This is a genomic window from Nocardia barduliensis, from assembly GCF_013315795.1.
In the GTDB taxonomy this organism is placed as follows: Bacteria; Actinomycetota; Actinomycetes; order Mycobacteriales; family Mycobacteriaceae; genus Nocardia; species Nocardia barduliensis.
Map to the genome: position 1 here is coordinate 1 of NZ_JABLTE010000125.1, position 19,219 is coordinate 19,219.

Genomic DNA, 19,219 nt, shown 5'->3' on the forward strand with positions numbered 1-19,219 from the left:
GAGCGAGCCCGCCCGCCCCGGCGCAGACGAACGAAACGAGGACTCAGTGAGCTCCGTCGAGAGCACCGGCGATTTCGAGCAATTCCGCGACGACCTCGACGCGGTCGAGCGCAGGATCGCCGGGGAGATCGATCCCGGCATCCGCGCCATGGTCGTGGCGGGCGCGGTGTTCCTGCTGCTGGTGTCGCTGGTGCTGCCGCACGCAGGCGCAGCACGCGGCTTCGACGTGCTGCTCAACACCGACGTGGCCCGAGTCGAGCACATCGGGCTGCCTTCCCGGGTCTTCGTCTGGTTCCTGGTGATCTTCGGCATCGGATTCTCGACGCTGGCGCTGATGACCCGCCGCTGGGCGCTCGCCTGGATCGCCGTCGCGGGCAGCGCGGTGGCCAGCGTGTTCGGGGTGCTCTCGATCTGGCACCGCCAGACTCCCGGGCTGGGCGACTACATCGGCGCGGGCCCCGGCATCGGCCTGATCCTCGGCGCCATCACGACGATCGTGCTCACCTTCCACTGGATCCGCGTGGTGTGGAGCCGCACCGCACTGCACCTGGCCGCCGAAGAGCAGCGCCGCAACGCCGCCGCGGCCGCGGAGGAACGCGACCGCCGTCGCTTCACCGGCGAATCCTGACCGGACCTCGCGTCGACGACCGCGGCCCCTCCCGATCGGGAGGGGCCGCGGTCGCCACTCCGGTCGGCGCTGGACTCAGCGGTTGCTGACGGCCCCTTCGGCGGCCTCGGCCCATTCCCGCCACTGCTTGGCCTGCTCCAGCGCCTTCTCCGCGTCGCGGGCATTGCCCGCGGCCTGCGCCTTGGCGGCCTGCTCCTCGAACTGCGCGACGCGCTCCCGGAACTGGGCGGCGCGTGCCATCGCCTCCGGGTCGGTGCGCCGCCACTGCGCGTCGACCGCGTCGCGGACGCGCTTCTCGATCGCTCGCAGCTTGCCTTCCAGCTCCTGCATGCGCTCGCGCGGCACCTTGCCGATGGCGTCCCACTTGTCCTGCAGTTCGCGCAGCGCGCTGCGCGCGGCCTCCAGGTCGGCGGCGGGATCGATGAAGGCGTAGGCGTGCAGCAACTCCTCCTTGGCGGCGGCGTTCTGCTCGAACTCGGCGTCGCGTTCGGAGACGGCGGCGTTGCGGGCGGCGAAGAAGACGTCCTGGGCGCTCTTGAAGCGCCGCCACAGCGCCTCGTCGGCCTCGCGCGGCGCGCGCCCGGCGGCCTTCCACTCGGCGAGCAGGTCACGGAAGATGCCCGCGGTGGCCACCCACTCGGTGGAGCCGGACAGCTCCTCGGCCTGCACGCACAGCTCTTCCTTGCGCGCTTTCGCGGCGGCGCGTTCGCGGTCCAGCTCGGCGAAGTGCGCGCCGCGGCGGCGGTTGAACGCCTCGCGCGCCTTGGAGTAGCGCTTCCACAGGGCGTCATCGACCTTGCGGTCCACGCCGCGTATGGACTTCCACTCGTCGAGGATCTCGCGCAACCGGTCTCCCGCGGCCTTCCACTGCGTGGATTCGGCGGCGATCTTCTCCGCCTCCGCGGCCAGCGCCTCTTTGCGCTCGGTGTGCTCGTGGCGGGCGCGTTCCTTCTCTTCCTTGGCGTGCGCGGCGGCCTCTTCGGAATGCTCGGCGATGGCCTGCAGGCGACGGGCCAAACCCTCGACATCGCCGATGACGGCGGCGGTGGGCAGCGACTCGGCGAGCGCGACGGCGGCGGCCTTGGTCTTGCGCGCGTCCGCGCCCGCGGCCAGCCGAGCCTCCAGCAGGGCGACCTCGGTGGCCAGGTCGTCGAACCGGCGGCCGAAGTGGGCCAGGCCCTCGGCGGCGTCGCCGGCCTGCCAGGAGCCGACCTGACGCTCGCCCTCGGCGGTCTTCACCCACGCGGTGCCGTCCTCGTCGACCCGGCCCCAGCGGCTCGGATCGGAGACGGTGGGGACGACGACGGGATGGGGATGCTGCTGGGCCGGGCCCGGCGCGGGTTTGACCGCGTGCGGCTTGGGCGGTTGAATCGAGCTGCCCGGTTTCGGGGCACCGGAAGAACGCGGCATCTTGCCGGGGCCGGCCTTCGCGGTTCCGTTGCTGTCGGTCATTTTTCCTCGTCCCTGCCGCGCGTCACGGCTGCCTGGTTACGCCCTAGCTCATCCCATTCAACCCGGTCCGAGCCCTCGAGACCATTGATCCATGCCTTCCCGCGGAGCGATCCCGGGGATTTTCAACCCCTCATGACCTGGGTTGTAGCTCCTCGAACACTATCAATCCCCGCGGTGTTTCCGGCAGAGACACTCGAAGCCGGGCGGTACCGGTGGTCCCGGCAACGACTACGGTTACGACGTGCTCTCCGTCGCCGCCCTCGTTCCGTCGCCGCCCGTCCTGGTGCCGGAGTTGTGCGGCGGCGTGGCGGACGCGGCGGAAGCGGCGGATTCCGACCCGCGCGCGGTGCTGCGGGCCGCCGTGCTGGAGACCGTGCGCGTTTTCGCGGCGGGCGCCGACCGGTGGACCGTGATCGGCGCCGGGCCCGGCGACCGCACGCTGGGGCCGGAGACCGTCGGCACGTTCCGCGGTTTCGGGGCCGACGTGCGGGTCGGTCTGTCCGCCGCGGCGGTCGCCGGACCCGGGCGGGCCGACGCCGACCTGCCGCTGGCCGTGCTGATCGGCGGGTGGCTGCGCGGGCAGGTCGCGCCGGACGCGGTCGCCGAGGCGCGCGTCGTGTCCGCCGACGCGACGAAGGACCACTGCCTCGAGATCGGGGCAGCCCTGCGCGCCGAACTGGACGGCGACGTCGCGTCGCACGGTGTGCTGGTGGTCGCCGACGGCGCGGCGACACTGTCCACCAAGGCGCCCGGCTACTTCGACGAACGCGCCCGGCCGGTGCAGGATCGGCTCGACCACGCCTTGACCACGGGAGACCGCGCCGCCTTGCGGGCACTCGACCCCGGGCTGTGCGGCGAACTCGCGCTCGCAGGCCGCCCCGCCTACCAGGTGCTGGCCGGGCTGTTCCGCGCCGACCCGCTGGTGGACACGCGCTATCGCGACGCCCCGTTCGGCGTCGGGTACCACGTGAGCCTCTGGCGGCCTGCCGGAGACGATGCGTCGTGACGGATTCCGGCATCACTCCGGTCGCGGTCGTCGGTCCCACCGCCACCGGTAAATCCGATCTCGCGCTGGAACTGGCGCAACGGCTCGGCGGCGAGATCGTCAATATCGACGCCATGCAGCTCTACCGCGGCATGGACATCGGCACCGCGAAGCTGCCCGTCGCCCAGCGCCGCGGTATCCCGCACCACCAGCTCGACGTGCTGGAGGTGACCGACACCGCGTCGGTGGCCGCCTATCAGGCGGCGGCGAGCGCGGACGTGGTCGCGATCATGGGGCGCGGCCGGGTGCCGGTCATCGTGGGCGGCTCGATGATGTACGTCCAGGCGTTGCTGGACGAGTGGGAGTTCCCGGCCACCGATCCGGCCGTGCGGGCGCGCTGGGAGGCGCTGCTCGCCGAGGGCGGTGTGGCCGCCGTGCACGCGGCGCTGCGCGCGGCCGACCCGGTGGCCGCGGCCACCATCCTGCCCACCGACGGACGGCGAATGGTGCGGGCGCTCGAGGTCGTGGAGCTGACCGGGAGGCCGTTCGCCGCGTCGGCGCCGACTATTGGGCGGCCGCGCTGGGACACGGTGATCATCGGCGTCGACCGGGACACCGCCGCGCTGGACGCGCGCATCGAGCGGCGCACCGCCGCGATGTTCGAGGGCGGACTGGTCGAGGAGGTACGGGGCCTGATCGAGCGCGGTCTGCGGGCGGGCGTCACCGCGCGGCGCGCCATCGGGTACGCACAAGTCCTGGCCTATCTGGACAACGAATACGACCTGAACCACGCTCAGGAACGCACTTTGATCGGCACCCGGCGCTATGTGCGCAGGCAGCGCTCCTGGTTCCGGCGCGACCCTCGCGTGCGGTGGGTGGACGGCGCCGCCCCCGATCCGGCCGCGACCGTGCTGGCCCTGCTCGACGAGAAAGAACGGACTCCGCAGTGACCCGACGTGTGAGCACCCGCAACGCCTCCGTCCAGGTGTGGCAGGCCTACCTCAACAACCGCACCAAACGTCATCGCGACGGCCGTTTCCTGGTGCAAGGGGTCCGTCCGATCACGCAGGCCGTGGCCAACGACTGGCCGCTGGAGACGCTGCTGTACCGCCTCGGCGGCCCGGAGCTGTCGAGCTGGGCGCGCGAAGTGCTGGACACCAGCGGGGTGCCGCAGGTCGGCTTGGTGCCGGAGCTGATGGCCGAACTCGGCGAAAAGGCAGGCGGCATACCGGAACTGGTGGCGGTCGCGGAGACTCGGCAAGTCGAGCTGGAGACCTTCGAGCCCGGCGAGCCGGGGGAGGACGCGCCCGTGGTCGTGGTGTTCGACCGGCCCAACTCACCGGGCAACCTGGGCACGCTGATCCGCTCGGCCGACGCGTTCGGTGCCAGCGGTGTCATCGTCACCGGGCACGGCGCCGACCAGTACGACCCGCAGGCCGTGCGCGCCTCGACCGGGTCGCTGTTCGCCGTGCCGGTGATCCGCACCGCAGGACCCGCGCAGGTGCTGGAGTTCCGCAACCGGCAGCTGCGCCGCGGCATCCCGACCCGCATCGTGGGGACCGACGAACACGGCCGGCACGCCGCCTACGACTACGACTACACCGACGCGACCATCCTCGTCGTCGGCAACGAGACCAGCGGGATGAGCGCCGCATGGGAGGCGGCCTGTGACGACATGGTGCACATCCCGATGGGTGGCACGGCCAGCTCCCTGGGGGCGCCTTCGGCCGCCGCGGTGGCGCTCTACGAAATTTCCCGGCAGCGCCGGACGTTTGCCAAGTGACGACGAGACAGGGAGACATCGCACGTGCCGGACATCGAGTTCACCAAGGGCCACGGCACCCAGAACGATTTCGTGGTGCTGCCGGACCCGGCGGCCGGCTTGGCGCTGACCGCGGAGCAGGTCGGCGCGCTGTGTGATCGCAGGCGCGGCCTGGGCGCGGACGGCGTGCTGCGGGTCGCGCGGGCGGGCGCGCTGCGGGCGGCAGGCGTGCTCGCGGAGATCCCGCAAGGCGTCGGCGCCGAGGACTGGTTCATGGACTACCGCAACGCCGACGGCTCGATCGCCGAGATGTGCGGCAACGGCGTCCGCGTGTTCGCCCACTACCTGCACGCGTCGGGACTGGAGACCCGCGACAGCTTCGTCGTCGGCAGTCGCGCCGGGGCGCGCCCGGTCACGGTGCATGCCGGGAACGCGGTCACCGGGGACGTCACCGTCCGCATGGGCCAGGTGCGCGAACTCGGGGAGTCCACCGCGACCATCGCGGGTTGGGCGCTGTCGGGGATCGGGATCGATGTCGGCAATCCGCATCTGGCCTGTGTCGATCCCGGGATGTCCGTGGACGCGCTCGGCAAGCTCGACCTGACCGTGCCGCCCGGTTTCGATCCGGACCTGTTCCCGCACGGGGTGAACGTCGAGATCGTCACCGCGCTGGACGCCGAGGGCGCCGTCGATATGCGGGTCTACGAGCGCGGCGTGGGCGAAACCCGTTCCTGCGGAACGGGAACCGTCGCCGCGGCGGCCGCGGCGCTGGCCGCGGGCGGTTTCCGGATCGCCGAGGACACCGGCCGGGTGACCGTCCGGGTGCCGGGCGGCGCACTGACCGTCGGGCTCGAGCGCGGCTCGGCGTGGCTGCGCGGCCCGTCGGTGCTGGTGGCCAGCGGCCACCTCGCCGGATCGTGGTGGGATGCTCCGTGAGCGGTGTCGTCCTCGGATAACCGGGTGCGTGCTGCGGTGATGTCGTGGCAGCATGGATGGTGTATGAGAAAAACAAAGACGTATGAATTCACTCCAGCCGAGGCCGACGACCGCACCGCCGAGCCGGCGGACGACGCTGTGTCCGGCGACGAGACGGTGACCGGCGACGTCGTCGCCGAGCACGCCGCCCGGATGAAGCGATCGGGCTGGTCGGCCGATCCGACCGTGGGTGAGCTGCAGTTGGAGGACCGCAGCTCGCTGCGCCGCGTGGCGGGCCTGTCCACCGAGCTCACCGACATCACCGAGGTCGAGTACCGGCAGCTGCGCCTGGAGCGCGTCGTGCTGGTCGGTGTCTGGACCACGGGGACCGCCGCGCAGGCCGAGGCGAGCATGGCCGAGCTGGCCGCGCTCGCCGAGACCGCGGGCTCCGAGGTGCTGGAGGCGCTGATCCAGCGCCGCGACCGGCCGGATCCGGCCACCTACATCGGCTCCGGCAAGGCCGACGAGCTGCGCACCGTGGTGCTGGAGACCGGCGCGGACACCGTCATCTGCGATGGTGAGCTGACCCCCGCGCAGCTGACCGCCTTGGAGAAGGTGGTCAAGGTCAAGGTGGTCGACCGCACCGCGTTGATCCTGGACATCTTCGCCCAGCACGCCACCTCCCGGGAGGGCAAGGCGCAGGTCTCGCTGGCCCAGATGGAATACATGCTGCCGCGGCTGCGCGGTTGGGGTGAGTCGATGTCCCGGCAGGCCGGTGGCCGCGCGGGCAGCAACGGCGGTGTGGGTCTGCGTGGTCCCGGTGAGACCAAGATCGAAACCGATCGTCGGCGCATCCGTGAGCGCATGGCCAAGCTGCGCCGGGAGATCCGGGAGATGAAGACCGCGCGCGACACCATGCGGGCGCGCCGCAACTCCAGCGGCGTCCCGTCGGTCGCGATCGTCGGCTACACCAACGCGGGCAAGTCGAGCCTGATGAACACCCTCACCGGCGCGGGCTTGCTGGTGCAGGACGCGCTGTTCGCCACCCTTGACCCGACCACCCGCCGGGCCGAGCTGGACGACGGGCGCGAGGTCGTCTTCACCGACACCGTCGGCTTCGTGCGGCACCTGCCGACCCAGCTGGTCGAGGCGTTCCGCTCCACTCTGGAGGAGGTCACCGGCGCCGACCTGCTGCTGCACGTGGTGGACGGCTCCGACGCGCTGCCGGTCGAGCAGATCAAGGCCGTCCGCGAGGTGATCACGGACGTGATCAAGGAGTCCGGCACGCCCGCTCCGCCCGAACTGCTGGTGGTGAACAAGACCGACGCGATGGGCCCGACGGAGCTGACCAACCTGCGCGCGCTGCTGCCGGACGCGTCCTTCGTGTCCGCGCACAACGGCCAGGGCATCGAGGCGTTGCGCGCGCGGCTGGCCGAACTGCTGGGCGGTTTGGACGTGGAGATCAGCGTCCTGCTGCCGTACACGCGCGGCGACCTGCTCGCACGCGTCCACGCCGACGGCCGCATCCTGAGCTCGCGGCACGAGGAGGGCGGAACGCGGGTCCACGCGCGCGTCCCGCACGCCCTGGCGGCCGCGCTGTCGGACTACGCGCACGCGGGTTCGGAGGGCGCCGAGGAGCCCGGCGAGCAAGGCTGACCAGCTGGACGTCTCCTACCCGCGTCAGTGCCCGCGATTCGGGCGCTGTGCGCGTGTTCACATCGCGACGGTGCACCGCGGGCGGTGCGGCCGCCCCCGCGAGGCGGTGACGTGCTGATTCGCGACGGGCTTGCCGAGCAGCCGGGCAAGCCGCTCGGGTGGCCGAATCGGGCGTGTCGCGAGGCGACGCGCACATCCGGTGCGACGCAGTCGATTTCGTTGCGCTATCGTCATCGAATCGACATCAGGAGGGTTCATGTCGGACGCCCGCTCCGATTCCCGCGCTCGGCGCTCCGGCGCCGCGAACAGCGCCGATCCGGTGCTCAGCGACGGTGCGCCGCTGTCGGTGGCGCTGACCGACACCGATCTGCGGCTGATCGACACCCTGCTCGCGCCACTGCGCGCGTGGACCAGCCCGCGCTTCTACGGCTTGGAGAACATCCCCGCCGACGGCCCTGTGCTGCTGGTCGGTAACCACAACCTGCTCGGCGGCATCGACGCGCCGATGCTGCTGCCCGAGGTGCTGCGCCGCCGTGGCCGCCTGATCCGCGGTCTCGCCGAGAACGTGCTCATCAACGTGCCCGGTGTGCGTCACCTGCTGCACCACTACGGCGTGGTGCGCGGAACCCGGTCCAACTGCCTGGCACTGCTGCGGCGCGGCGAGGCCGTGATGGTGTTCCCCGGCGGCGGCCGGGAGGCGGTCCGCCGCAAGAACGAGAAATACCTGTTGAAGTGGGAGGGCCGCAGCGGCTTCGCGCGCATGGCCATCGAGGCGGGCGCGCCCATCGTCCCGGTCGCGATGATCGGCGTCGACGACGCCTACGACATCGTGGTCGACGGCGACCATCCGATCCTGCGACCGCTGCGCTGGACCGTGCAAGCGCTCGGGCTCAGCCGCGACCTCACCCCGCCGCTCATCCGCGGCGTCGGCCCCACCGTCATCCCGCGTCCGGAACGTTTCTATTTCTCCGCGGGCGCGCCCATCGACCCGGGGCCCTGGCGCAACGCCGGTGACATGCACGCCGCCGCGACGGAATTCCGCGATGTGGTGCGCAAGGCGCTGGAGGAGGAGATGAACTTCCTCTTCGCCGAGCGGGCGCGCGACGAAGGGCGCACCTTGGTGGGCCGCGTGCGCGGCTGGCTGAAACGCTGAGTTCCGGCGCCCACTGCTCGGCGGGCTCCCGGCTGCCGCCGCGACCCAGGATTCGTGACCCTCGCCAGCCGGCCTGCGCCCGGCTGATCGCCACCCGCGACGACGCGCGAGGCACCGGCCTCGGCCGCCGCCTGTACGAAGCATTCGTCACTGCCGCGCGGGCGCAACTGAGCATCTGCGCCTGACCACCCATGCCAGGCCACCGCGGCGGCCTCGTTCCCTGCGGTGCGGCGCGCCGGTTTTCGGCGGCGCCCGAGTCGCGGCCCGCGGATCGGCGGGCCCGGCTCGCACGGCGGCGGCGGTGAGGAGCGCTCGCCCGTTTGCCGAGAATCTCGCCCGCTGATCCGCACCCGTGCCGCCGCTCCTGGTGAGACCATGGTTATGGCCCCAGAAGTGAACACGGATTCTCCTTCCGGGTACGGTATGGGGCAACGACTGGTCGGTGTGGATCGGCCGGTGTGGTCACTAGGAGGTTGGCGTGGAACGCACACTGTTCGAACCCGAACACGAACTGTTCCGGGAGTCGTTCCGCAAGTTTCTCGATCAGCACGTCGCGCCCAACCACGCGAAGTGGGAGGAACAGGGCATCGTCGATCGAGAGGTCTGGCTCGAGGCGGGCAAGCAGGGCTTCCTCGGCATGGCCATGCCGGAGGAGTACGGCGGCGGCGGGGTGAAGGATTTCCGCTACAACGCCATCGTCTCCGAGGAGTCGGTGCGCGGCCAGTACTCCGGTCTTGGTTTCACGCTGCACAATGATGTGATCGCGCCTTATCTGCTCGAGCTGGCCAACGACGAGCAGAAGCAGCGCTGGTTGCCCGGCTTCTGCTCCGGCGAGATCATCACCGCGATCGCCATGACCGAACCGGGCACCGGTTCCGACCTGCAGGGCATCAAGACCCGGGCGGTCCGCGACGGGGACGATTGGATCCTTAACGGCGCCAAGACCTTCATCACCAACGGCATCAACTCCGACATCGTGATCGTGGTGGCGCAGACCGACCCGGAGAAGGGCGCGATGGGCTTCAGCCTGTTCGTGGTCGAGCGCGGGATGCCCGGCTTCGAGCGTGGCCGCAACCTGGACAAGCTCGGCCTGAAAGCCCAGGACACCGCCGAGCTGAGCTTCACCGACGTGCGCGTGCCGGGTAAGAACCTGCTCGGCACCGAGGGGATGGGCTTCATCCACCTGATGCACAACCTGCCGCAGGAACGGCTCTCGATCGCGGTCATGGCCGCGGCGGCGATGGAGTCCTGCCTGGACATGACCATTCAGTACGTCCGCGACCGCAAGGCGTTCGGCAAGCCGATCGGCGCTCTGCAGAACACCCGCTTCGTGCTCGCCGAGCTGGCCACCAAGACCACCGCGGTGCGCCTGATGGTGGACAAGTTCATCGAGCTGCTCAACGAGAACAAGCTCAGCGCCGAGGACGCCGCCATGGCCAAGTGGTGGAGCACCGAGGAGCAGCTCGACCTGATCAACCGCTGTCTGCAGCTGCACGGCGGATACGGGTACATGAAGGAATACCCGATCGCCAAGGCCTACATGGACGCTCGCATCCAGACCATCTACGGCGGCACCACGGAGATCATGAAGGAGATCGTCGGCCGCAGCCTGAAACTCTCCTGACCTCAGGCGTTCCCGCTCGGGCCGACGGCGGTTGTCGCGTCGTCGGCTCGGGGATCTGCGTCGCTGCGCAGCGCCCCGCATCAGCGGGAGTTGCCGTAACTTGCGACACTATCGCCTCCTGAAGTGCGGGAGGACTCGACGGCCGTCGAGTGCCCGAGTGGAGGAGATGCGGTGCCCAGCTTCGCCAACCAGGTCGTGCGTGCATATCTGCGAGCGACGCGCGCCAATCGCGTGTTCGTCGACCCCGAAGCCGCGCACGAGCGGATCCGGAAATTGAGCGTCCGGCCCCGGAATTACGGTCCGCCACGGCGGCTGCGTGCGGATGTGACGATCGCGGTGCAGCGTCGCGGTGGTTGGCCGGTCTATACCCTCGCGCCGCGCGAACGCCGACCGCGGGGAAATGTCGTGTACGCGCACGGCGGGGGTTGGGTGCACGAGATCGCGCCGCAGCACTGGGCGCTGTGCGCTTCGGTCGCTGCCGAAGCCGGTGTGGCCGTGACGGTGCCGATCTACCCGCTGATCCCGTTCGGCACCGCCGGGCAGGTGGTGGCGGGCTTCGTGGATCTGGTGCTCGACAACCGGGAGACCTTCGGGAACGTCTGCCTGGCAGGGGATTCGGCCGGTGGGCAGATCGCGCTGTCGGCCGCGGTGGTCCTGCGCGACGACCATGGGGTGCGTCTGCCGGGGACCGTGCTGATCGCGCCCGCGCTGGATCTCTCGCTGAGCAATCCCGAAATACCGGTCGTGCAGCCGCGCGACCCGTGGCTGGGCGTCGCGGGGACCCGGGTGCTCATCGAGCAGTGGCGGGGCCGGCTCGGGCTCGGGGATCCGCGGGTCAGCCCGCTCGTCGCCGACCTGCGCGGACTCGGCCCGCTGACGATTTTCTGCGGCACCGACGACATCCTGCATCCGGACACCCGCCTGCTGGTCGACGCGGCGCGCGGAGCGGGAGTCACGGTCGACTACCACGAGGGGCGTGGGCTGCCGCACGTCTATCCACTGACGCCGACGCCCGAAGGGCGGGCCGCGCGCCGGATCGTCATCGACCGGCTGCGCAGTGCCCTCGTCCAGTGAACGAACATCGGCGTGGGCGAACGTCGTCGTGGTTCGGGACGTGAATCAGCGGACCTCGACCGGACGCGGGTTCACGCACTGGGCAGGGTCACCATGAAGCAGGCGCCGCCGGGCGCGCCATCGGTGACGCGAATGGCGCCCCCATGACGTTCCACGACATCACGGACGATCGCCAAGCCGAGTCCCGCACCGCCCTCGTCACGGGTGCGCGCGTCGTCCAGGCGGACGAAGCGCTGGAAGATGCGGTCGCGATCGGCCTGCGCCACACCGGGGCCGTCGTCGGCGACCGACAGCACGATTCGTCCGTCCGCGCCGCGTTCCACCGCGACGCGCACGGTGCTCGCGGCATGCCGCTGCGCGTTGTCGACGAGGTTGCCCAGCACGCGGGCGAGCTGGGTCCGGCTCCCGGTGACCACGATGGCGTCGTGCGGGGCCGCGAGGTCGACGGCGACCCGGTCGCCGACGCGGTGGGCCAGCTCGTCGCGGACCAGGGCGGTCAGATCGACGCGTTCCGATCGCGGTTGCTCGCCCGCGTCGAGCCGAGCCAGCAGCAGCAGGTCCGCGGCGAGGTGTTCCAGCCGGACGGTGTCGTCGATCAGCCCGTCCAGTTCCAGCAGCTCCGGATGCGCCTGGGCCACTTCGAGTTGCGTGCGAAGGCTGGCGATGGGGCTGCGCAGTTCGTGCGCCGCGTCGGCGATGAACTGGCGCTGGCGCTCCGCTGATTTCTCCAACGCTGCGAGCGTCGCGTTCGTAGTCTTCGCCAGCCTGGCGATCTCGTCGCGTGAGCCCGGTTCGGGAACGCGGCGGGAGAGGTCACCGTCCATGATCTCCGCGAGCTGCGCGCGGATCGCCTCCACCGGGCGCAGGGCGCGCCGGGTGACCAACCAGGTCACGGCCGCGACCACGACGAGCAGGGGCGACAGGCCGATCAGCATGGCTTGCCGCGCGTCCGCCACGGCGCTGTCGGTGGTCTCCAGTGAGGCACCCGCGTAGACGGTGGCGGACTGGCCACTCGGCAGGGTCACCGGGAGCGCGGCGACCCGGTACGGCTGGGGTCCGTCCTCGACGTCCACCGTCAGCCGCACGTCGCCGAATTCCGCCTCGGCGGTCGCGGGATCGGCGGCCGCCGCGGCGCTCTGCCCGTCGCGCTCGTCCTCGTCGCGCTCGTCTTCGTCCTGTTCGTCTTCGTCGTCGTCCTCTTCGTCGCGGGATCGGTCGTGGGGCCCGAAGTCGGCCATCGGCGGTTTGCCCTGGAGCTCGCCGGCGGCGGCCAAGACCCGGCGGTCGACCGAAACCACCTGTACCGGATGGTCTTCGGCGTCGGGCAGGGTCACTCGGGCAAGGTCGCCTGCCGCCGCGATCTCGACCGCCATATCGCGCGCGGTGGTCTCCGCCTGCAAGCTCGCACTCTCGACCAGGTTGTGCCGCAACACCGCGAGCACCGCGAGCCCGGCCGCCACGAGCGCCACCGTGACCACGACCGTCGCCGCCCCCGTGGTGCGCGCGCGGACCGAACGCCACCAGGCCCGCCTGCCCCGCTCAGCCACGGTCGGCTGCCAGCCGGTAGCCCGCGCCGCGGACGGTGGTGATCGATCGGCGCCCGAACGGCGCGTCGATCTTGCGGCGCAACGTGCTGATGTAGACCTCGACGATGTTCGGATCGCCGTCGTAGGCGAAGTCCCAGACGTGGTGCAGGATATCGGCTTTCGAGACGACTTCCCCGGCCCGGACGGCCAGGTGCTCGAGGACCGCGAACTCCTTGGCGGTCAGCGTGACCTCCTGCGTTCCGCGGCGGCAGGTGCGGGTGCCCGGGTCGACGGTCAGGTCGCCGACGCGCAGAACCCGTGCGCCGCCGCGGGTTCGGCGGCGCAGCAGCGCGCGAATGCGGGCCAGCAGCACCAGGTAGGAGAACGGTTTGCTGAGGTAGTCGTCGGCTCCGGTGTCCAAGCCCTCGGCCTCGTCGTACTCGCCGTCTTTCGCGGTCAGCATGAGCACGGGCGTCTCGTGGCCCGCGGCGCGCAGCGCGGCGCAGACCCGGTAGCCGTTCATCCCGGGCAGCATGATGTCGAGGATGATCAGGTCGTAGTCGGTGGTGGTCGCCAGGTGCAGGCCCTCGGCGCCGTCGTGCACCACGTCCACGGCGAAACCCTCGGCCGACAAGCCTTTTGCCAGTGTGAGGGCCAAACGTTTCTCATCCTCGACGATCAGCAGACGCATCCACCAAGAGTGGCAGACCGATCCTGAAACCGTCTTCAGGTCGCTTCAGCTCGCCTTCAGCTCGATTCGCCACAGTGGACGCATTCGAGATCAGCTCTCCCGCAGGAGGTTCCACATGACCACCGTATTCCGCCGCGCTTACGCCGGTCTTCGCTGGCTCATCGTCGGCACGGCCGTCGCGGCCGCCGTGGTCGGTCTGAGTGTCGTCCTGGCCGCTGTCGCCACCGGTGGGCCGGACGATCACACCGTCGCCTTCCGCTCGTTCGCCGGGGATTGGTCGCTGGTGGCCGACACGGGGGTCGGCAGGCAGCAGGCCATCGACAAGGCGGTGGCAGCTGTGCCCGGCGGCCGGGTCCTGTCCATCGAGTTCGACATCGATCGCGGTGTTCCGGTGTGGCAGGTCGAGCTCGCCACGCCCGAGGGGGTGGAGTACGACGTGACGATCGACGCGAGCAGCGGCGAGGTGCGCACCACGGCCGACCACGACTGAGCGGTTCGAGCGGGCTCGTGTGACAGGCGGGCCGGTGGGTAACTACGAGGTGTTTGCTATCGGGCGGCCGGGATCCGGAGAGAGATCTCGGCCGCGGCTTCTACCGCCCCGGGCCGCACCCTGACCCGGGGCGTGGCACCGCACAGGCGCGCTCACGGAGCATCGGAGATTTCCCCCGCAGCCGGTTTGCCCGGGAGTAGCCTCAGAGTTGTCCGCGAGAATTCGAGGTCGCGATGCACGAGATGGCCATTACGCGCAGCGTCATCGACGCCGTCTGCGAGCACGCGGCGGGCCGGCGGGTGCATTCGGTCACCGTGGAGGTCGGCGCGCTGTGCGCCGTCGTACCCGACGCCATGCGCTTCTGTTTCGAAGTCGCGGCCGAAGCCACACCGGCCGAAGGCGCGGAGCTGATCCTGGTGGAGATCCCCGCCACCGCGGCGTGCCGGACCTGCGGCGCCGATTTCCGGCTGCCGGACCCGATCCCGCTGTGTCCCTGCGGCAGCGCCGACGTCGAGATCCGCTCCGGGCGCGAGCTGCGTATCCGATCCATGGAGGTGAGTGAGGTATGTGCGCAACCTGCGGGTGCGGCGACGACACCGCCGCGCTGATTCGCGTCCCGCACGACCACCAGCACGCCGAAGGGCATGAGCACGCCAACGGGCCGGAGCACCAGCACGCGCACCACCACCCGCACGAGCACGAACACGGCCCGCAGGATCACGAACACGGCCCGGACGCCGACCACGTGCACGTGCCCGCCACCGAGACGGTGAGCCTGGAACTGAAGGTGCTGGCCAAGAACGACCGGTTGGCGCAGCGCAACCGGGCCTGGCTGGCCGAGCGCGACATCCTCGCGCTGAACATGACCAGCTCGCCGGGCGCGGGCAAGACCACCCTGCTGGAACGCACCATCCGCGAGTCCGGCCGGACCCCGATCGCGGTGATCGAGGGCGACCAGGCCACGTTGCTCGACGCCGAGCGGATCAAGGCCACCGGGTGCCGCGTCGTTCAGGTCAACACCGGCGCGGGATGCCACCTGGACGCCGAGATGATGTACCGCGCGCTGGAGGCGCTCGATCCCGCGCCGGGCACGCTGCTGTTCGTGGAGAACGTCGGCAACCTGGTCTGCCCGGCGCTGTTCGATCTGGGGGAGCGGCAGAAGGTGGTCGTCGTCTCGGTGACCGAGGGGACGGACAAACCGCTGAAGTATCCGCACATGTTCCAGGCGGCGGGACTGGTGCTGGTGAACAAGATCGATCTGCTGCCGTATGTCGATTTCGACGTGGACCGATGCCGGGAGTACATCCAGTCGATACATCCCGGCGTCGAGGTCCTGCCGCTGTCCGTCAGCAGCGGTGCGGGCCTGTCCACCTGGTACGACTGGCTGGCCACGCAGCGTCGCGCGGCCGGTCCGGCGGCTCTTGAGGATGCCGCCGGGCACGCTTAAGGTGAAGTGATCAGGATCACATTCCGAGGTGGCCCAGTCTTCGAGAAAGGTGAGATCCGGCCCCCGGTGGTCCGCTGCGGAAGGTGGCGACATATGCCCACTCAGGAAGCAGTACGAGCCGAAGAAACGCTGATCCACGTGCTCTGGATCAACGCGGGGCTCAGTTGTGACGGTGACTCCGTCGCCTTGACGGCAGCCACGCAGCCGAGCATCGAAGAGATCGCTCTCGGCTCCCTCCCCGGTCTGCCCAAGATCGCCGTGCACTGGCCGCTCATCGACTTCGAGTGCGGACCCAACGGCGGCGCGGACGATTTCCTGGAGTGGTTCTTCAAGGCCGATCGCGGGGAACTCGAACCGTTCGTGCTCGTGGTGGAGGGCTCGATCCCGAACGAGCAACTCAAGGAAGAGGGCTACTGGTGCGGGTTCGGCAACAATCCCGCCACCGGCCAGCCCATGACGACCAGCGAATGGCTGGACCGGCTCGCGCCTAAGGCCACGGCCATCATCGCGGCGGGCACCTGCGCGACCTACGGCGGCATCCACGCGATGGCGGGCAACCCGACCGGTGCGATGGGCGTGCCGGACTATCTGGGCTGGGACTGGAAGAGCAAGGCGGGTATCCCGATCGTCTGCGTGCCGGGCTGCCCGATCCAGCCGGACAACATGTCCGAGACGCTGACCTATCTGCTCTACATGGCCACCGGGCAGGCGCCGATGATCCCACTCGACGACGCGCTGCGGCCCAAGTGGCTGTTCGGGGCGACCGTGCACGAGGGTTGCGACCGCGCGGGCTACTACGAGCAGGGTGAATTCGCCACCGAGTACGGCTCGCCGAAATGCATTGTCAAACTCGGCTGCTGGGGACCCGTGGTCAAGTGCAACGTGCCCAAGCGTGGCTGGATCAACGGCTTGGGCGGCTGCCCGAACGTCGGGGGCATCTGCATCGGCTGCACCATGCCGGGATTCCCGGACAAGTTCATGCCGTTCATGGACGAACCGCCCGGCGGAAAGTTCTCGTCCACCGCATCGGGGCTGTACGGATCGGTGATCCGCAGTCTCCGTCACATCACCGGACGCACGGTCGACAAGGAGCCGCACTGGCGGCACCGGGGCCGGAAGCTGGAGACCGGGGCGACCCGCACCTGGTAGGAGGATCTCTGATGACCCAGATCATCCCGGAGCCGTCGCACCGAACGATCGAGCCGGACCGTCTCGTCGAGATGGCGTGGGACCCGATCACTCGCATCGTCGGCAGCCTCGGCATCTACACCAAGATCGACTTCGATAACCGGGAAGTGGTCGAGTGCCACAGCACCTCGTCCATCTTCCGCGGCTACTCGATCTTCATGAAGGGCAAGGACCCGCGCGACGCCCACTTCATCACCAGCCGCATCTGCGGCATCTGCGGCGACAACCACGCCACCTGTTCCTGTTACTGCCAGAACATGGCCTACGGCGTGCGGCCGCCGCACCTGGGCGAGTGGGTGGTCAACCTCGGCGAGGCCGCCGAGTACATGTTCGACCACAACATCTTCCAGGAGAACCTGGTCGGCGTGGACTACTGCGAGAAGATGGTCGCCGAGACCAACCCGGGCGTGCTGGCCAGGGCGGAGAACACCGAGGCGCCGCACGCAGGCCAGCACGGCTATCGCACCGTCGCCGACATCATGCGGGCGCTCAACCCGTTCACCGGTGAGTTCTACCGGGAGGCGCTGCAGGTCAGCCGCGTCACCCGGGAGATGTTCTGCCTGATGGAAGGCAGGCACGTGCACCCGTCCACGCTGTATCCCGGCGGCCCAGGCACGGTCGCGACGATCCAGCTGATGACCGACTACATGTCGCGGCTGATGCGCTACGTGGAGTTCATGAAGAAGGTCGTCCCGATGCACGACGACCTGTTCGACTTCTTCTACGAGGCGTTGCCGGGCTACGAGCAGGTCGGCCTGCGGCGCACCCTGCTCGGGTGCTGGGGCTCGTTCCAGGACCCCGAATTCTGCAACTTCGAGTACAAGGACATGGCGGACTGGGGTCGCAAGATGTTCGTCACCCCGGGTGTCGTGGTGGACGGCAAGCTGCTGACCACCTCCCTGGTCGACATCAACCTGGGCCTGCGCATCCTGCTGGGCAGCTCGTACTACGAGGACTGGACCGATCAGGAGATGTTCGTCCCGACCGATCCCCTGGGCAACCCGGTGGACCGGCGCCACCCATGGAACCAGCACACCAACCCGCGGCCGCAGAAGCGCGACCTGGACGAGAAGTACAGCTGGGTGATGTCGCCGCGCTGGTTCGACGGCACCGACCATCTCGCCCTGGACACCGGCGGCGGCCCGCTGGCCCGGCTGTGGGCCACGGCGCTGGCCAACCTGATCGACATCGGGTACGTCAAGGCCACCGGGAACAGCGTGCAGATCAACCTGCCCAAGACCGCTCTCAAGGGCCCGGTCACGCTGGAGTGGAAGATCCCCGTGCACGGCAGCAACACCCTCGAGCGCAATCGCGCGCGCACCTATTTCCAGGCGTACGCGGCGGCCTGCGCGCTGCACTTCGCGGAAAAGGCGATGGCCGAGATCCGGGCCGGCCACACCAAGACCTGGGAGAAATTCGAGGTGCCGGAAGAAGGCATCGGCTGCGGCTTCACCGAGGCGGTGCGCGGCGTGCTGTCGCATCACATGGTGATCCGGGACGGCAAGATCGCCAATTACCACCCGTATCCCCCGACACCGTGGAACGCCAGCCCGCGCGACAGCTTCGGCACCCCGGGCCCCTACGAGGACGCGGTGCAGGGCCAGCCGATCTTCGAGGAGAACGACCGCGAGCACTTCAAGGGCATCGACATCATGCGCACCGTGCGCAGTTTCGATCCGTGCCTGCCGTGCGGCGTGCACATGTACCTCGGCAAGGGAAAGACGCTGGAGAAACTGCACTCACCGACGCAGACGCTCACCCCCGAGTGAGTCCGCGCCGGGCGAGACGACCGGAGGTGACGGTGGAGGATCGCCCGCACGACCAGGACGACGCAACGCTCGGTGAGTCCCGGTGGCGCGAAGCCGGCGAACGCATCGAGACCTTGCTCGAGGCGAGTTCGGCGGGCGGTGCGCTCGCCCGCGAGCGCGCCGAGCAGCTGGTGCGCGAACTCGTCGAACTCTACGGCGCGGGACTGGCCCGCGTCGTGGGGCTGCTCGACGCCGCGGCGGTCGAGCGGTTGGCCCGCGACGATCTGGTCGCGAGCCTGCTGCTCGTGCACGGTCTTCATCCGCACGACGTGGACACCCGGGTGCGGGACGCGCTGGACACCGTGCGCCCGTACCTGGGTTCGCACGGCGGCGACGTCCACCTGGTCGACATCGTCGACGGCGTGGTCCGCCTGGAGTTGGCGGGCAGTTGCAAGAGCTGCCCGTCGTCGTCGGTGACGCTCGAACTGGCGGTGGAGGACGCGGTGCGGGCCGCGGCGCCGGAGATCGAGTCCATCGAAGTCGTCGCCGCCCGGACGGAGTCGGCGGGGGTGATCTCCGCCGACTCGCTGTTCTCGCGCGTACACACGGAGGACCGCCGGCCCGGCAATTGGGTCGCGGTCCCCGAACTGGCCGAGCTGGGCGCGGGCGAGGTGGGCGGGTTCGACGTCGCCGGGCTGACCGTGCTGGCCTGCCGGGTCGGCGAGGAACTGTACGCCTACCGGGACCACTGTCCGGGATGCGACCGCTCCCTCGCGGGTGCGGTGCTGGAACGCCGCGTGGGATTCCCGGTCGGTGACGCGGTGCTGCGCTGCCCGACCTGCCGGGCGCACTACGACGTGGTGCACGCGGGCGCCCGGGT

Annotated in this window: 18 protein-coding genes; 15 read left to right on the forward strand and 3 right to left on the reverse strand. The window is 70.0% G+C overall.

The features are described 5' to 3' along the window. The first annotated feature begins 46 nt into the window (after positions 1 to 46). Positions 47 to 628, forward strand: coding sequence for an Rv2732c family membrane protein (locus HOV91_RS33500; protein WP_174189275.1), 582 nt, complete (start codon positions 47 to 49; stop codon positions 626 to 628). A 75-nt stretch (positions 629 to 703) separates the two neighbouring features. On the opposite strand, the gene HOV91_RS33505 is transcribed toward HOV91_RS33500, so the two are convergent. Continuing rightward, entirely contained in the window at positions 704 to 2,080 is a 1,377-nt protein-coding gene (locus tag HOV91_RS33505) for a DUF349 domain-containing protein (RefSeq protein WP_174189276.1), read from the reverse strand. A gap of 241 nt (positions 2,081 to 2,321) precedes the next feature. Here HOV91_RS33505 and HOV91_RS33510 point away from each other — a divergent pair, with 241 nt between their 5' ends. The 8 genes from HOV91_RS33510 (at position 2,322) to HOV91_RS33545 (ending at position 11,249) form a co-directional block, all read left to right on the forward strand. Then, positions 2,322 to 3,086, forward strand: coding sequence for a class III extradiol ring-cleavage dioxygenase family protein (locus tag HOV91_RS33510; protein ID WP_174189277.1), 765 nt, complete (start codon positions 2,322 to 2,324; stop codon positions 3,084 to 3,086). After that, the gene (gene miaA / locus HOV91_RS33515; RefSeq protein WP_312884867.1) at positions 3,083 to 4,015 is read left to right on the forward strand and encodes a tRNA (adenosine(37)-N6)-dimethylallyltransferase MiaA; all 933 of its coding nucleotides are present in this window, start codon (positions 3,083 to 3,085) and stop codon (positions 4,013 to 4,015) included. Before HOV91_RS33510 ends, miaA begins: the two co-directional genes overlap by 4 nt. After that, positions 4,012 to 4,848: a TrmH family RNA methyltransferase gene (locus HOV91_RS33520; RefSeq protein ID WP_174189278.1), complete on the forward strand. Its 837-nt coding sequence runs from the start codon at positions 4,012 to 4,014 to the stop codon at positions 4,846 to 4,848. Before miaA ends, HOV91_RS33520 begins: the two co-directional genes overlap by 4 nt. Positions 4,849 to 4,881: 33 nt before the next feature. After that, positions 4,882 to 5,763 (forward strand): diaminopimelate epimerase, encoded by an 882-nt coding sequence (gene dapF, locus HOV91_RS33525; protein WP_174189290.1) that lies wholly within the window; start codon positions 4,882 to 4,884, stop codon positions 5,761 to 5,763. A gap of 192 nt (positions 5,764 to 5,955) precedes the next feature. After that, on the forward strand, positions 5,956 to 7,398 hold the full coding sequence (gene hflX / locus HOV91_RS33530) for a GTPase HflX (RefSeq protein WP_246351339.1): 1,443 nt from the start codon (positions 5,956 to 5,958) through the stop codon (positions 7,396 to 7,398). A 256-nt stretch (positions 7,399 to 7,654) separates the two neighbouring features. Further along, on the forward strand, positions 7,655 to 8,551 hold the full coding sequence (locus HOV91_RS33535) for a lysophospholipid acyltransferase family protein (RefSeq protein ID WP_174189280.1): 897 nt from the start codon (positions 7,655 to 7,657) through the stop codon (positions 8,549 to 8,551). Between the two features lie 478 nt (positions 8,552 to 9,029). Beyond that, complete coding sequence (locus HOV91_RS33540) at positions 9,030 to 10,175, forward strand: acyl-CoA dehydrogenase family protein (protein WP_174189281.1); 1,146 nt, start codon at positions 9,030 to 9,032, stop codon at positions 10,173 to 10,175. 171 nt (positions 10,176 to 10,346) lie between these two features. Then, entirely contained in the window at positions 10,347 to 11,249 is a 903-nt protein-coding gene (locus tag HOV91_RS33545; protein ID WP_174189282.1) for an alpha/beta hydrolase fold domain-containing protein, read from the forward strand. Positions 11,250 to 11,320: 71 nt separating this feature from the next. On the opposite strand, the gene HOV91_RS40945 is transcribed toward HOV91_RS33545, so the two are convergent. Both HOV91_RS40945 and HOV91_RS33555 read right to left on the reverse strand, forming a co-directional pair. Next, positions 11,321 to 12,796 carry a sensor histidine kinase gene (locus HOV91_RS40945; RefSeq protein WP_174189283.1) on the reverse strand — a complete coding sequence of 492 codons (1,476 nt, stop codon included), beginning with the start codon at positions 12,794 to 12,796 and terminating at the stop codon, positions 11,321 to 11,323. Beyond that, positions 12,789 to 13,466 carry a response regulator gene (locus HOV91_RS33555; protein ID WP_174189284.1) on the reverse strand — a complete coding sequence of 226 codons (678 nt, stop codon included), beginning with the start codon at positions 13,464 to 13,466 and terminating at the stop codon, positions 12,789 to 12,791. Before HOV91_RS33555 ends, HOV91_RS40945 begins: the two co-directional genes overlap by 8 nt. Positions 13,467 to 13,581: 115 nt before the next feature. Between HOV91_RS33555 and HOV91_RS33560 the strand changes: the two genes are divergently transcribed. The 6 genes from HOV91_RS33560 to HOV91_RS33585 form a co-directional block, all read left to right on the forward strand. Continuing rightward, complete coding sequence (locus HOV91_RS33560; RefSeq protein ID WP_174189285.1) at positions 13,582 to 13,956, forward strand: PepSY domain-containing protein; 375 nt, start codon at positions 13,582 to 13,584, stop codon at positions 13,954 to 13,956. Positions 13,957 to 14,189: 233 nt separating this feature from the next. Further along, entirely contained in the window at positions 14,190 to 14,564 is a 375-nt protein-coding gene (locus HOV91_RS33565) for a hydrogenase maturation nickel metallochaperone HypA/HybF (protein ID WP_174189286.1), read from the forward strand. Then, positions 14,522 to 15,403 carry a hydrogenase nickel incorporation protein HypB gene (gene hypB / locus HOV91_RS33570; protein WP_174189287.1) on the forward strand — a complete coding sequence of 294 codons (882 nt, stop codon included), beginning with the start codon at positions 14,522 to 14,524 and terminating at the stop codon, positions 15,401 to 15,403. Before HOV91_RS33565 ends, hypB begins: the two co-directional genes overlap by 43 nt. Positions 15,404 to 15,496: 93 nt before the next feature. Then, positions 15,497 to 16,552 (forward strand): NADH-quinone oxidoreductase subunit B family protein, encoded by a 1,056-nt coding sequence (locus tag HOV91_RS33575; RefSeq protein ID WP_043728151.1) that lies wholly within the window; start codon positions 15,497 to 15,499, stop codon positions 16,550 to 16,552. An 11-nt stretch (positions 16,553 to 16,563) separates the two neighbouring features. Continuing rightward, positions 16,564 to 18,360 carry a nickel-dependent hydrogenase large subunit gene (locus tag HOV91_RS33580; protein ID WP_174189288.1) on the forward strand — a complete coding sequence of 599 codons (1,797 nt, stop codon included), beginning with the start codon at positions 16,564 to 16,566 and terminating at the stop codon, positions 18,358 to 18,360. Positions 18,361 to 18,392: 32 nt separating this feature from the next. Further along, positions 18,393 to 19,219: NifU family protein (locus HOV91_RS33585; protein ID WP_174189291.1), on the forward strand; the 827-nt coding region annotated here is incomplete at its 3' end.

What these genes read in the sequence shown, in the direction of transcription:
- HOV91_RS33505 (WP_174189276.1), bottom strand. Translation starts at nt 2,080, where the DNA reads ATGACCGACAGCAACGGAACCGCGAAGGCCGGCCCCGGCAAGATGCCG.
- hflX (WP_246351339.1), top strand. Translation starts at nt 5,956, where the DNA reads ATGAAGCGATCGGGCTGGTCGGCCGATCCGACCGTGGGTGAGCTGCAG.
- HOV91_RS33535 (WP_174189280.1), top strand. Translation starts at nt 7,655, where the DNA reads ATGTCGGACGCCCGCTCCGATTCCCGCGCTCGGCGCTCCGGCGCCGCG.
- HOV91_RS33555 (WP_174189284.1), bottom strand. Translation starts at nt 13,466, where the DNA reads ATGCGTCTGCTGATCGTCGAGGATGAGAAACGTTTGGCCCTCACACTG.
- HOV91_RS33560 (WP_174189285.1), top strand. Translation starts at nt 13,582, where the DNA reads ATGACCACCGTATTCCGCCGCGCTTACGCCGGTCTTCGCTGGCTCATC.
- HOV91_RS33565 (WP_174189286.1), top strand. Translation starts at nt 14,190, where the DNA reads ATGCACGAGATGGCCATTACGCGCAGCGTCATCGACGCCGTCTGCGAG.
- hypB (WP_174189287.1), top strand. Translation starts at nt 14,522, where the DNA reads ATGTGCGCAACCTGCGGGTGCGGCGACGACACCGCCGCGCTGATTCGC.
- HOV91_RS33575 (WP_043728151.1), top strand. Translation starts at nt 15,497, where the DNA reads ATGCCCACTCAGGAAGCAGTACGAGCCGAAGAAACGCTGATCCACGTG.
- HOV91_RS33580 (WP_174189288.1), top strand. Translation starts at nt 16,564, where the DNA reads ATGACCCAGATCATCCCGGAGCCGTCGCACCGAACGATCGAGCCGGAC.